The sequence below is a fragment of the Ellagibacter sp. genome (genome assembly GCF_048412355.1).
In the GTDB taxonomy this organism is placed as follows: Bacteria; Actinomycetota; Coriobacteriia; order Coriobacteriales; family Eggerthellaceae; genus Ellagibacter.
The window spans coordinates 1-13,798 of sequence record NZ_DBFSAP010000058.1; the positions used below are offsets into that span (position 1 = coordinate 1).

Here is a 13,798-nt window from a genome sequence, read left to right on the forward strand (position 1 = left end):
GAGGATCGTGGCGAGCTCGCCGCGGGTGAGCGCATTGCCAACGCCGAAGACCGTGGTGCCCTCGTACCCCGTCATAAGGCCGCGGCTCGCGACGAACTCCACGCCGGGCGCGTACCAGGAGTTGTAGTCAACGTCGGTGAAATGCGGCGCAGGCGGGTAGAACACCTCGAGCGCGCCTTCGGCTCCGCCGATAAGCTCGTACTTGCTGCCCCAGTTGTTCTCGTCCACTCTGATCTTGGCAATCGGGACGATTCGGTAGGCTCCTGCCTTGTTGCACGCCTCTTCGGCGCTCACCACGTTGCCGTCGGCGTCGATCAACTGGTAGTCATAAGCGTTCTCGAGCACCTCATCCGCCGAATCGCCGTCAGCGAAAGCGGAGTATACCTTGCCATCGCGAACGAAATCGAGATAGGTCACGGCAATATCGGGGAGCGCATCGCCGATCGTGATCCTCGCGCTGCTGGGCTGAGGCTCGAGGGAGCGCTTGACAACGTTGCCGCTGATGGCGGCATTGGCGTCATCGGACGTCGCAGGCTCGGTCGTCCCGCCCACGGTATCGGACAGATACGTCACGTCGATGCGTGCATGCCCTTCCCCGTTCGCCTTGAACGCCACGGTCGAGTTGCCACCCGAATCGAACTGACCGACAACCGCGAGCACGTCGGGGTCGCTGCTTGTCCAGGTCCAGCTGAAGTTCGCCCCAGGGTTGTCCAGCGTCTTCATGAAGTCGACAACCTCGCCGTAAACCCAGGTCGAGACATAGGACGCCTCATCGAATCCCGCACGAGCCAACTGGCGCACGGTAAGCGGCGCGGAGCCCCTGTAGTTTTTGGCCTCGATGGCGACGTCGTAGCCGCTCGTCTTGAACGCACTCTCAGAGCTCGCTGCCTTCGAATAGCTGAGCGTTCCATCGTCGGCAACGCTCACACTGTCGAGAACGGTCTCGGAAGTTGCCTTGCCGGCCGCCACGATCTTCGCACCATCAGGCACCTCGCCTTCCGCGAAGAAATCGTTCGCCGTCAGCGTGCCGGAGATCGGACCGTAGCCCTCGCCGCGCCAGATGACCTGAATGGCCGGGTCAACGAAGGAAGATGCAGAAAGCTGCGCCTTGATGATCTTAGCGTGATCGAACGTGGCACTCGAAGATGCAAGCGTGTACTTGCTGGCATCGGCTCCCGCCAAGGAAAGCTCGAGCGTCACGGTCTTGCCCGTGCCAGCGTCGACATCGCCCTCGGCATAAGGGCCGGGGGTCGCCACGATCGAGACGTCGTCATCGCCGCACTTCCCCGTGAAGCCGACAGTGCCTTCAAGGATACCCGCGTCCGTGGTGCCGTCGTAGACCTTCACGACGGTGATATCGGAGAAGTCCAGGTCACTCAGCTGCTTGGGGCCGATCGTGAACGTCCAGCTCGGATCGGTGAGCGTGGCGGCATTGTAGCTGTCGCACTCCTGAACGTCGAGCTGCACGGCATAGGTGCCCGGATCGACCGCTTCGCTTACCGCGACACCGTCGCTAAGGTAGCTTACGGTCTGCGCTCCGTCGCAGGAAAGTTTACCTGAGAACTCGAAGCTTGCAACCTTAGCGCTCCCGTCGTAGGCAAGGTCACTTGGTGCCGCGAACGTGAAATCCGAGGGCGCGAGGGTGCGCCTCACGACGTCGATGTCGATGCTGCCAACCTGCGCCCCGTATTCCTCTGTCGCGAGGAACCTGAAAATCACCTCGTAGCGGGCAGCCTTCTCGAAGGTGAAGCAGTCGGCGGGCTCGGTCGGAGTGAGGTAGCAGCCGTTCGCCTCGCTCCAGGCGAGGCCCTTGTCTGCGTAGCACGAGACGGAACCCTGAAGGTCCTTGACAGGCACGCCGTCCGCTTCGTAGCTGACCGCGAAGACGACCCCATCACCGCAGGTGAAGGTCGCATCTGTCGCTTCGACGAAAAGACCAGTTTCCGCATCCACCGTGCCGGCCTTGATTCCCGTCGTGATGACGGGAGGCGCATAGGCCGCAGGCTCGATCGTGCCGGGGATAACCTTGGTCATGCTGGCGCCGCCCATCTGCAGCGTGACGGTCGCCGTGAAGCTGCCCGCTTCCCCATCTTGGCTTGCGAAGGTACCCGCAGTAGCAGCTTGCACATCGCTCACGACAACCGAGCTGTTATCTTCGGTGATGCCCTCGATCTTTCGGATTTCGCCCAGCACCCAAGCGGCGAGGCTGCTCTCCTCGTTGGCATCGGTCATCGAGACGGTGAAGGAATCGGGCAGACTGTCCACAAGCTCGCTCACCACAGGGGCGATGCGGATATGGGGGTACATCCGGTCAACCGGATAAGGATAACCATCCACCTTGCGAGACGTCGTGAAGGCGTCTACCTGCACGAGGCCCATACCCTGGTCCTCATAGAGCTTTTGGGCATTCGAGCTGGGAAGATTGATGGTTTGGACGGGATTCAGCATCGCAGAACGGTCGCCCCGCGAAACGGCGTCGAGCATCGCCTGCGGCGAGGTGAAGGTCATCGTGTTGCAGAAGGCAAAGGCGCTGTCGGCGCTGACCTTCAGCGAGACGTCGCCCTCGAGCGTAAGCGAGGACACGTCGATGCCGTACTCCGCGTATTTGCCGGTCACCGTAACGGTTGCCGAAGTACCCTCGGGCGCGTATATCTTGAGGTTGCCACTTCCGCCCGCAGAACCCAGGTCGATGATGCACGGGCCCGTGCCGACGTTCTGGGAAGACTGAAACTTCACATCGCCGTCGACGCACAGGTTGATGTCGCCCTCGGAGTAGAGCAGTTTTTGATTGTACGCGGCGGTCACAACAATGCCGTCATGCAGGAAGAGAGTGTTCGTGGCCTTATCATAGGTCGCGAGCCCGTCGCCGAGGATATCGGCTTCGTTTCGCTCGCTCACGCGCACGCCGTCAAGCCAGATGTCGTAATACACCGTGTCGTCAACGAACGTCTCGCCTGTGGGAATCGGATAGCCGTCGCTGTTCAGCACCCACTTGTTCAGGTTCGGTTCAGCATCCATGCTGTAGAGGTTCTCGTTGAGCGCAGCGAGGAGTTCCCCATCGCTCCCGCCGCCGAGGTTGCCTTTGCCCGTGAAGTGCGGGACGTATGAGCCCTCGCCTTCTGCACCGATGTCGTAAAGGCCCGAACCGTCCTCGGCGTAGCAGCCCTGCACGGCCACGTTCTGGCTATTCATACCAGCAAGGGTCGCCACATAGTTCCGGCTTCCATACTCTTTGATGCCAGAGATATCGCTTGTGGTGTAGCAGTTCTTCATCTTGCCGGGAGCCTCACCGGCAATGCCGCCGATGCGGCTACCGCCATGAAGGTACCCCAGGTTCGCGCAGTTGTAGAATTCGGAGCTGTCCGCCAGGGCAACAATGCCGCCGCTTTGGGTGATTGATTGGTAAGAGCTAGCATTGTCGATGCCCATCTCGTTCCAGCAGTTCTTGAAGGTAGCGCGATTCGCGCGTCCCGCGATGCCGGCAAGTTTTCCCGAGCCCTGAATGGACCCTGAGACATGCACGACGTTGAAACTGTCGCCGCCATAGGACCAGCCAACGATACCGCCGGTGAGATAACAGTTATCCGTAACGGCGATATTGTTCTCCCCGACGCAGTTGGTAAAAGACGTCCTACTGCTTTGTCCTACGAATACACCGATATAACCTTTGTAACTCTGCGGCGCTTGAGATGAGGCGACGTAGCTGTCCTTAATGGTAAGGTCCCGAATGTATCCGCTACCTGCAATCCTGCCGATCAAGCCAACCTTCGCTTCGTTGCACTTGATGTACATGCCCGAAATTGAATGGCCGTCACCGTCGATGTGCCAGCTAGCCTCGCCCATCGGAAGCCATTCGTTGGGCTGCGACGTTGTCGTAGCCCCCCGTTTCGTGAACGCGCCGCTCTTGTCGAACGTGCCGTCGTTCAAGACGATGTCGTTCGTGAGCTTCACGTAGCAGCTGCCAAGCCCCGTCGCGCGGGAGTTGTCCGCCAGCAGCTTAAGCTCCGCGCCCGTAGATATGAGGTACGGGTCGTCCTCGCTCTTTCCGCCGCCCGTAAGGCTCGAGGCGGTGCTGCCGTCCCAAACGTCCGGGGTCGCCGCGTGGGCCACCGCCGGCAGCAGCGCGATACAGAGTATCGATGTGAGGAGCATGATCAGGGTTTTCTTCTTCATGGGCGAACCTTTCTCATGAATGACGAACGTGGTCATGTCTGACGATCTGGCCGAGCCGCCCTCGGCGGGGCGTTACTCGGTTTCGGCTATGAGCGCTTCGAACCCCGCTTCAGCCTGCTGGATAGTTTTCCGGATGATGCCTTCCGCCATAGAGCGCAAATCCATGCGGAGAATCGCTTCGATGATGCATTCGCGCTTCGCCTGGGGCACGTCGTAGAGCTTGAGCGAGCAGTCGAGAAAGCGCCGGATCTTGGCGTCCACCGTGAAATACGGGTCGCACGGCACGGACATGAAGCCGCGCATGATGCTTCCGGACGCGATTTCCATCTCGAAGAAATCCTTAGGCTGCGCGTCGGGCAGATAGTCCGAGAAGATGACCTGCAGCCGCTTTGACGTGGTGCGATAAAGATAATCCGACGTCGTCGGCAGCGTATAGGCCATGACATAGAGCTCGCGCAAGGGCTCGGTCAGTTCCGCGATATGCAGCTGCAAAGCCGTCTCCACCGCGTACAAGAAGACCGGTTCTTGCCCGTTGTTGTGCTGTTCGGCCAGGTCAAACTGCCCTCCGAACATGCGGCGCACCAATTCGAGAAGAAGCGCTTCTTTGCTGGGGAAGACATGGAAAAAGGAACTCTGCCTGATACCCGCCGCTGCTGCGATTTCGGCGGTCGTGGTCTTGGCGTAGCCTTTCTCCAGAAAGAGCGCCACTGCCGCGCGCAGCACTTTCTGCTGGGTCAAAAGTCCGCTGGCCTGTTTTCCCCTCGCCACGTCATCACCTCCTTTTTGGGAGGCTCCTTGCTGGGAGTCCTCGTGTTTGGAGTCCACTTGCGATTGCAATTGCTATTTTGCATTGTTTTACGGAGGACCGCAAGAGAAAACTTCGGGAAATGACCGCGCGCGAAGAAAGTTCTTCGACATGCGTTGCAACAAGCAAGATGCAGGCGAAGCCTTCGCAAGAACATGCTTGCCGGCATCGCGGAAAAGAAGAAGGGCGCCGCTGCGGACGCCCTGGTCTATCGTCTCGAACCCTACGCGCCTTCGAGGGCGCGGATATCAACGCAAAGCCCCTAGTGGGGGACACCCTGGCCTATCGCCTTGAGCCCTGCGCGAGCCGCAGGTCGATTTGGGGAACGCGGGGATCGACCGCGAAGAGGACCACAGCTATGCGCTGCCCGAGCCGGTAGCGCGCGCCCGTTTCCTCGCCCGTGAGCGTGTAGCGCGCCGCGTCGAAGCTGAAATAGTCGTCGCCAAGCGTGCGAACAGGGATGAAGCCCTCCGCCGTGTTCTCGAGCCGCGCGTACAGACCGCCCTGTGAGACGCCTGACACGATGGCGGAAAACGACTGTCCCACGAACCGCTGCAGGTACTCCGCCAACTTGAGCTCCTCGGACTCGCGCTGCGCGTCGTCCGCCTCGCGCTCCATCCCCGACGAGTGCTCGCAGATCCAGCCGAGGTTCGTCGTCATCTGGTCGAACTTCTCGGGGCGCCCGAAGAGCTCGGCTTTCAGCATGCGGTGCACCATAAGATCGGGATAGCGTCTGATGGGGCTCGTGAAATGGCAGTACGTCGCACTCGCAAGGCCATAGTGGCCGCAATTCTTCTCGCGATAGACCGCGCGCTTCATCGAGCGCAATACGAGCGACGACACAAGCTCGCCCTCGGCGCGCCCACGCGATGCGGAAACCGCCTGCTGGAGCGCGTGCTGGCTCCCAGTGAAGAAACCCACGGAATCGATCTTCTCGAACCAGGGGAACTCTTCGAAGATGGGCACGAGCTGCGCAAGCCCCTCCAGGTCGGGCGCCTCGTGAACGCGATAGGCGCAGGGGAACTTCGCACAGGAAAGATGCTCGGCGACGACCTCGTTTGCCCAGATCATCATCTCCTCGACAAGCGATGTCGCAGCATTCTTCCGACGAAGCTCCACGCCCTGCGGCTTTCCCGCCTCATCGAGCTTGACGCGCGCCTCGGGCTGGTCGAAGTCGATGCCGCCCTTGCGCTCGCGCTGCGCATGTCGAAGCGAGGCGAGGCGCGAGAGCTGGCGAAGACGAGGTTGAATGAGGGTCTCCCGTTGTTCCCGAGAACGCGGGGCATACTCCGTGCTCAAACAGTCCTCGCTGCGCTGCGGAACTGCGCGCGGAGCACGCCTCGCATTCTCGGGAATTGCTACTGGCTCAAACCCGCTCGCATTATCGCAACGGCTTCCCTGAGGCCCCTGAGGGCGTGGGGTATGCCCCGCATTCTCGGGAACCGTAGCGTGATAGAGCCCTTCGACAGCGACGGGTTGGTCTTCAATCTCCGAATGAGGGCGGGAAGCGTGCTCCGCGCGCAGTCCCGCACAACGAGAACAGCCCAGTGGGCTGTTCTCCAAAGCAGGACTGTCTGAGCACGGAGTATGCTTCCCGCCCTCAAATGTCACAGGTTCGCCTTCCCCTTCGAGCATTTCGAGCGCCTCGCCGTAGGTCAGGCGCGCGTTCGAGCAGATGAGGGCAGGATAAATCTCATAGCGCGCAAGCTGCGCCCGCTCGTCGACATACAAATCGACTGTCATGGAGCGACGCACCTGGCCCGGGGCGAGCGAGCACAGCCCGCACGAGAGCTCCTCGGGAATCATCGGGATCACCCGATCGACCAAATACACGCTCGCGGCACGGCGCCGCGCGGCCAGATCGAGCGCGCTCCCCCATTCCACGTAATGCGAGACGTCGGCGATGTGCACGCCGATACGCCAGAGCGAGCGGCCCTGGTCTTTCACCTGCTCGATGGAGAGCGCGTCGTCGAAATCTCGCGCGTCATCAGGGTCGATGGTGAACACGAAACGCTCGCGCAAGTCGCGATAGCCCGACGCAAGCGCCCCAACCTCGTCGATTGAGGCACCGCGCGCCTCCGCGAGCGCAGCGTCGGAGAACGTCGTCTCGAACTTATGGCGGGCAACGACGGCATCAACCCCCTCGTCGAGCCCGTCGACATGCTCGAGCACTTCCTCGATATGCCCCGTCGCCGCGGAATTGCGGGAGGGAAACTGCGCGATACGAACGCGGACGATTGCGCCGTCTTCCACATCGGGGGCCTCGGAGAGCTGGGTGAAGATATCGTAGGGGATATGCGGGTCGAGCGGCACGACGACGCCGAATGGCTCGGCCGCCTCGAACCTGCCGACGACGACCTCATGGGCGCGCTCGATCACCGAGACGACGCGCGCAGCCCGCTTGCGACCATAGCGACCGCTGCCAGAACCTTCTCGCGAGCGGCCCTTCGAGGCATTCGCAGGCAGCGGGGCAACCTCGACCAGATCGCCGTCGAAGGCGCCTCCGGGCTTGGCGTGAGGAACGAAGAATTCGCCTTCTGACGTGTGGACGAAGCCGTAGCCTTCAGGATTCAATTGCATGATGCCACGCGGGCGCGAGCGAGCGACCCGTCGCGTGTGGTTCTTGGAACGGGGCATGCGCCTCTAGGCTTTCTCCTTGTTTTGCGCGGTCTCGACGGCGAGAACGAGCTGCGGGTCGGTGCCGCCTTCGCTTGAGGAGATGGCGATGTCGGGAATCACGCCGACGCCGTCGATGTCGTGGCCGAGCGGGCTTTTGTAGTAGCCAGCGGTGTAGCGGATCGCCCCGCCGAACGAAAGCTCGTGCACGACCTGCACGGAACCCTTGCCGATCGTGGTCTCACCGACAATGGTGGCGCGCTGGTTATCCTGAAGCGCAGCGGCGAGCACCTCGGCAGCACCTGAGGTATAGCCGTTCGTGAGCACGACAAGGGGCAGATCAGTTACCGTTTTCCCGGAAGCGGACTTCGGGGAAGTTCCCGTGGAAGTCTGCACCTCGACGACGACGCCCGTCTTGATGAAGAGGTTCGCCACATCGACCGCTTGCGTGAGATAGCCGCCTGGGTTGTCGCGCAGATCCATGACGAACGACGTCGCCCCCTGCTCGATCAGGTCAGCGAGCGCTGCGGAGACGTTGTCGGAGGTATCCTGCGTGATCTGGCGCACCCTGATGTAGCCGACTGTGCCGTCGAGCGAGTATGTGACGTTTTGTTCCTTGTACGAAGAGCACGTGAGCGCGGTGGTGTAGGACGTGCCCGTCTCGGCACCGACCGAAGAGGGCCGCATCCACGTGACCACGACCGTCTCGCCAGCGTTGCGAGAAAGGCCGCTAATAGCCTCGGTGACCGACCAGTCGTGCGAGGTGTCGCCGTCGATGCCGATCAGCACGTCGCCCTGCTGGACGCCGGCCGCCTCGGCAGCGGAGCCCGAGAACACATCGGAAACGAGGGCGCGGCCGTTGTAGTCCGAGAACAGGACGCCGACGCCGTTGTAGGCACCGTCGGAGCTGTCCTTCACGAAGGACGCATAGCGCGACGGATCAAGGTACTCGAAGTACTTGTCGTCGCATGCGTTCGAGAAGCCCTTGAAGACCTCCTTGGTCGCCTCGTCGAGGTCGTAGCCGTTGAGGTCGCTCTTCGCGAGGACGTCCTCGACTTCGCTCAAGCGAGCGGAAATGGAATCGTAGGGGGACTTCTTCACATCCGTCGCCTGGGTGCCGACTTTCTGGACGCCGGGGATGGAGAACCCGAGCGAGGCAAGGAACTGGTCCTGGCTGCGCAAGGCGAACCCGGCGACGAAGGCCACGGCAATGGCCACGACGAAGCACAGCAGGCGCAAGATGCGCTTGTTTCGCCTGTGCTCGCGCTCGGCCATCGCCGCGCGCTGCTTGGTATCACCGTGCTTCGCCATGGGAATCTATCTCGTTCGCGCTTTCTACACCTTGAGGTAGCGGCGCATTGCAAGCGCCGAACCGAACAGGCCGATGATCAGGCCCGCGATCACGAGTGCAACGTAGATGATCGCGAAGGTGCCGGCGTTCACGTCGATCGCGAGGAACTTGAGCGCACCCGCGAGCTTCGGCAGCGCCAGGTTGCGCAAAAGCTCGAGCACGCCGACTGCGAACAGCGAGCCGATGATTGCGTGCAGCGAGCCTTCCATGAGGAAGGGCCCGCGGATGAAGCCGTTCGACGCACCGACGAGGCGCATGATAGCGATTTCCTTGCGGCGCGCAAGGATGGCCAGACGAATCGTATTGTTGATGAACACGAGCGCGATGAAGATGAGCAGCACGATGAGCGCAATGCCGATATAGCGGACATAGGTCGTCAGCTGGAAGAGCTGCGCGACCGACTTCTGGCCGTACTTAAGCGACTCGGAAGGCGAATCGTAGCCGCAGATAGAAGCGAACGTGGAGTTCTGCTCGATTTGGCTCGCCACATCCTCGACGAGCTTCGGGTCTGAAAGCTCGACCTCGATGGAGGCGGGCAGCGGGTTCTGTCCGTCGAGCGCGTCGATGATGTCGGAGTTCGACGTGGCCTTGAAGTTCTCGAGCGCCTGGTCCTTCGTGGTGAAGTCGACCGATGCGACGCCGTCGATGCCGCGGATGAAGTCCTCGACCTTGTCGATATCGGACTGCGAGGCGTCATCGGAGATGAAGGCCGAGATGCCGACCTCGTTCTCGACCGACGACATGACGTTGTTCACCACGACACCGCCCACGAGGAAGATGCCGATGATGAGCAGCGAGAGGAAGATCGTGATGATGGAACCCAAGGTGGTGGAGAGGTTGCGCGTGAACCCGTGCAGCGACTCTTTAAAGAAGTAACCGAGACTACGCATCGAAACCGTACACCCCCCTGTCCTGGTCGCGAGTAAGGCGGCCGCGATCGAGCGCGATGACGCGACGGCGCATGTTGTCGACCATCTCGCGGTCGTGGGTGGCCACGAGCACTGTGGTGCCCGTGCGGTTGATGCGCTCGAGCAGGTCCATGATGCCGCGCGAGGTTTGCGGGTCGAGATTGCCCGTGGGCTCGTCGCAGATGAGCAGCGGCGGGCGGTTCACGATGGCGCGCGCGATGGAGACGCGCTGCTGCTCGCCGCCGGAGAGCTGGTCGGGGCGCTTGTTCAGCTTGTCCTGCAGGCCGACGAGGCGAAGCACCTCGGGCACCTGCGTCTTGATGACGTGGCGCGACTTACCAATGACCTCAAGCGCGAAGGCGACGTTCTCGAAGACCGTCTTGTTCGGCAGAAGCTTGAAGTCCTGGAACACGCAGCCGATGTTGCGACGCAGGTACGGCACGCGCCAGTTGCGCATGGTCGTCAGATCCTCGTTCGCGATGTAGATGTGGCCTTCCGTAGGCGTGACCTCGTGGATCAGCATGCGGATGAACGTGGTCTTGCCGGATCCCGAATGGCCGACGAGGAAGATGAACTCACCTGCGTAGATCTGCAGGGAGATGTCGGAAAGTGCCGGCTTATTCGGCTGCGCCGGGTAGATCTTCGTGACGTGGTCGAAGGTGATGACGGGAGACGACGTTTGCTGAGGCGTGTCCGCGACATCGAGCACGGGAAGCGACTGGGAGAGCTGCTGGGTGGCCTGAGCCTGACGGCTGTGAGCCCCCGCCCTCGAACGCGGGCGCGGTGCGCCCGACTGGGCAGCGGGACGCGAGGCGTTCCCGCGGCTGGAAACATCTGTCACAGTTTGCTCCGTTCGAATAGTGATGTACTGAGACAGACCAATTTTAGTAGTAATGCATCCCGCGCGCCACCGTCCCAGCTCACGCTTGCGCAAAAACCACAAGGGCGCACCTCCCGCCGGAGATGCGCCCTTCTTTCATGAAACGCAATCGGCCCTGTAAGGGAACCGCCGCCTGTAAAACTACTTGCGACCCATGGCGCGCTTCACGGCTTCGACGATCGCCGCGGCGTCGAGGTTGAAGTAGCCGAGCAGCTCCTCGAACTCGCCGGACTTGCCGAAGCGGTCCTGCACACCCACGAACTCGCAGGGAGCGGGGTTTTTGCGAGCGAGGCACTCCGCCACGGCGGAGCCGAGGCCGCCATGCACGCTGTGCTCCTCGGCGACCACGCAGCAACCCGTCTTCGCAACGCTCGCCGTGATGGTGTCCTCGTCGAGCGGCTTCACCGAAAATGCGTCGATGACCTCGATGGACACACCTTCCTCGGCGAGCACGTCCGCCGCGGCGAGCGCTTCGCGGATTTCCACGCCGCAGGCGACGACGGTCGCGTCGGAGCCCTCGCGCAACACATAGGCGCGGCCGAGCTCGAGCTCGACGTCGTCATCGTAGACGCAAGGCACAGCGGCGCGGCCCATGCGCACGTACACCGGACCCGGCGTCTTCGCGGCGAGCTTGATGGCAGCGCGCGCGGCGGCATAGTCGGCGGGAACGAGCACGCGCATGTTGGGCAGCCCGCGCATAAGCGAGACGTCCTCGAGCATCTGATGCGAGCCGCCGTCGGGGCCGACCGAGACGCCCGCGTGCGTCGGGCAGATCTTCACATCGAGGTTGCTATAGCACACGGTGTTGCGAATCTGGTCGTAAGCACGGCCGGTGCCGAACACGGCGAAGGACCCCGTGTAGGCGACATGACCCGTAAGGGCGAGGCCAGCTGCCACGTCGATCATGTTCTGCTCGGCGATACCGCAGTTGAAAAGCTTGTCGGCGTTCTCAGGCGCGGCAGCGGCGAACTTCTTGGTGGTGGTGGAACCGGTGAGGTCGGCGTCGACTGCGACGACGGGCACGCCCTCCTCCGCAAGTTCGGCGAGCGTCGCACCGAAGGCGGCGCGAGTCGCGAGTTTCTTTTCGGCCATTTCGGCGCTTGCGAGCTTAACCACGGCAAACCTCCTCATCACGCGCCGCTTCAAGCTCGGCGAGCGCGGCTTCAAGCTGCTCGGCGGACGGCGCCTTGCCGTGCCAGCCAGCCTCGTTCTCCATAAACGACACGCCCTTGCCCTTCACCGTCTCGGCGATGACGGCATGGGGCTTCCCGTCGCGAGAGTTCTTGCAGGCGGTGAGCACCTCGATGAGCGCGTCGATATCGTGGCCGTTAACGTGGCGGACATCCCATCCGAACGCCTCGAACTTCACACCCAGATCCTCAGGGCTGCACACCTCGGTCACCTTGCCGTCGATCTGCAGGCCGTTGTGGTCGATGATGGCCGTGAGGTTGTCGAGCTTGCGGTGCGCGGAGAACATAGCTGCCTCCCACACCTGGCCTTCCTCGCATTCGCCGTCGCCGAGAAGCGCGAAGACCGAGCCCTCCTTGCCGTCGAGCGCAAGACCACACGCCGTGCCTGCGGCAATGGAGAGGCCCTGGCCCAAGGAGCCCGTGGACACCTCAACGCCCGGGCAGAGGTTGCAGTCGGGATGGCCCTGCAGGCGCGTTCCCAGCTTGCGAAGCGTCATAAGCTCCTCAACGGGAAAATAGCCCGCATGGGCGAGCGCGGCGTAGAGCGCCGGCGCCGCGTGGCCCTTTGCCAAAAAGAACCAGTCGCGACCCTCCATCTTGGGATTTTTCGGGTCGTGCTTGAGCACACCGCCGAAGTACAGCGACGTCAAGATGTCGGTGCACGACAGCGATCCCCCCGGATGCCCACTTTTGGCTTCTGCGATCATGCGCAGAATGTCGCAGCGCAGGTCTGTCGCCACACTCGTAAGGTCGGTCATTGCAGTCCTTTCTTTATTGCGAAACTCGCCACTTGTGATACCCGATCACGAATTGCTCGATATCACCCGCGAGCACGGCGTCGACGTTGCTCGTCTCCACGCCGCTGCGCAGGTCTTTCACCAGTTGGTAAGGATACAACACATAGTTGCGGATTTGGCTTCCGAACGAGTTCTCCATCCGCTCGCCGCGCAGCTCGTCAATCTGCTCCTCGCGCTTGCGCTGCTCGATTTCGTAGAGCTTGGCGCGCAGCACGCGGAAGGCAGACTCCTTGTTCTGCAGCTGCGATTTCTCGTTTTGGCAGGTCACAACGATGCCTGTGGGAATATGGGTCAGGCGCACGGCGGAGTCGGTCGTGTTCACGCACTGCCCGCCGGGGCCACTTGAACGGTATACGTCGACGCGCACGTCGGCGGGGTTCAAGTCGACCTCAATATCATCGGGAAGCACGGGGAGCACCTCCACGCTTGCGAACGTGGTGTGGCGGCGCTTCTTGTCGTCGGTCGGAGAGATACGCACAAGGCGGTGGACGCCGTTCTCGCTTGTGAGCATGCCGTAGGCGTTTCGCCCCTCGATCTGGATAGTCGCCTTGTCAAGGCCGATGCCCTCGCCGGGAACCGCATCGAGCACGGTGACCTTCCAGCCCTTGTCCTCGGCGTAGTGCAGATACATCTTGTAGAGCATCTCGGTCCAGTCCTGCGCCTCGAGCCCGCCCGATCCCGGGTTGACCGACAGAATAGCGTCGCCCGCGTCGAAGCGGCCAGAGAACCACGAGGAGACTTCAAGCCCGTCGAGCTCCTCATCGAGCCTCGCGAGCAGGGATTTTGCTTCCTCGGCGAACGATTCGTCTTCGTCTGCGAGCTCCGCCGCCGCGCGCACGTCGTCGAGCAGCGCACAGGCGCCGTCGTATTCGGCGATGACATCGCGCAAGTTCGACGCCTGCTTCGAGACGCTTTGCGCGCGCGACGCGTCGTCCCAAAAGCCCGGCGAGGCGATTTGGGCGTCGAGCCTCTGCAGCTCGACCGTCTTGTCGTCGATGTGCAGGTACGCATGCGAGTCGGCAACGCGCTGGGCGGCGATGTCGATATGTTCTATCAATTCTTTGTCAGCCATAGCTTG

The 13,798-nt window shown here is 62.1% G+C and carries 9 protein-coding genes; all 9 read right to left on the bottom strand.

What is annotated here, in order from left to right:
- The coding region (locus ACMRQN_RS09580) for a YDG domain-containing protein (RefSeq protein WP_418734794.1) at positions 1-4,173 on the bottom strand (4,173 nt) is incomplete at its 3' end.
- A gap of 72 nt (positions 4,174-4,245) precedes the next feature.
- Positions 4,246-4,941 carry a TetR/AcrR family transcriptional regulator gene (locus ACMRQN_RS09585; RefSeq protein ID WP_418734795.1) on the bottom strand — a complete coding sequence of 232 codons (696 nt, stop codon included), beginning with the start codon at positions 4,939-4,941 and terminating at the stop codon, positions 4,246-4,248.
- 319 nt (positions 4,942-5,260) lie between these two features.
- Positions 5,261-7,615 carry a ribonuclease R family protein gene (locus ACMRQN_RS09590; protein WP_418734796.1) on the bottom strand — a complete coding sequence of 785 codons (2,355 nt, stop codon included), beginning with the start codon at positions 7,613-7,615 and terminating at the stop codon, positions 5,261-5,263.
- Between the two features lie 6 nt (positions 7,616-7,621).
- Positions 7,622-8,905: a S41 family peptidase gene (locus ACMRQN_RS09595; protein WP_418734797.1), complete on the bottom strand. Its 1,284-nt coding sequence runs from the start codon at positions 8,903-8,905 to the stop codon at positions 7,622-7,624.
- 24 nt (positions 8,906-8,929) lie between these two features.
- Entirely contained in the window at positions 8,930-9,835 is a 906-nt protein-coding gene (gene ftsX, locus ACMRQN_RS09600) for a permease-like cell division protein FtsX (protein WP_418734798.1), read from the bottom strand.
- Positions 9,828-10,694: a cell division ATP-binding protein FtsE gene (gene ftsE, locus ACMRQN_RS09605; protein WP_276995410.1), complete on the bottom strand. Its 867-nt coding sequence runs from the start codon at positions 10,692-10,694 to the stop codon at positions 9,828-9,830. Before ftsE ends, ftsX begins: the two co-directional genes overlap by 8 nt.
- 180 nt (positions 10,695-10,874) lie before the next feature.
- On the bottom strand, positions 10,875-11,825 hold the full coding sequence (locus tag ACMRQN_RS09610) for a transketolase family protein (protein WP_418734809.1): 951 nt from the start codon (positions 11,823-11,825) through the stop codon (positions 10,875-10,877).
- Between the two features lie 16 nt (positions 11,826-11,841).
- A complete protein-coding gene (locus ACMRQN_RS09615; RefSeq protein WP_418734799.1) occupies positions 11,842-12,681 on the bottom strand; it encodes a transketolase in 840 nt (279 codons plus the stop codon).
- A 13-nt stretch (positions 12,682-12,694) separates the two neighbouring features.
- Entirely contained in the window at positions 12,695-13,792 is a 1,098-nt protein-coding gene (prfB, locus tag ACMRQN_RS09620; protein WP_418734800.1) for a peptide chain release factor 2, read from the bottom strand.
- Positions 13,793-13,798: the final 6 nt, after the last annotated feature.

Excerpts from the sequence above, each read along its gene's own strand:
- ACMRQN_RS09590 (WP_418734796.1), bottom strand. The coding sequence starts at position 7,615 with ATGCCCCGTTCCAAGAACCACACGCGACGGGTCGCTCGCTCGCGCCCG.
- ACMRQN_RS09595 (WP_418734797.1), bottom strand. The coding sequence starts at position 8,905 with ATGGCGAAGCACGGTGATACCAAGCAGCGCGCGGCGATGGCCGAGCGC.
- ftsX (WP_418734798.1), bottom strand. The coding sequence starts at position 9,835 with ATGCGTAGTCTCGGTTACTTCTTTAAAGAGTCGCTGCACGGGTTCACG.
- ACMRQN_RS09610 (WP_418734809.1), bottom strand. The coding sequence starts at position 11,825 with ATGGCCGAAAAGAAACTCGCGACTCGCGCCGCCTTCGGTGCGACGCTC.
- ACMRQN_RS09615 (WP_418734799.1), bottom strand. The coding sequence starts at position 12,681 with ATGACCGACCTTACGAGTGTGGCGACAGACCTGCGCTGCGACATTCTG.
- prfB (WP_418734800.1), bottom strand. The coding sequence starts at position 13,792 with ATGGCTGACAAAGAATTGATAGAACATATCGACATCGCCGCCCAGCGC.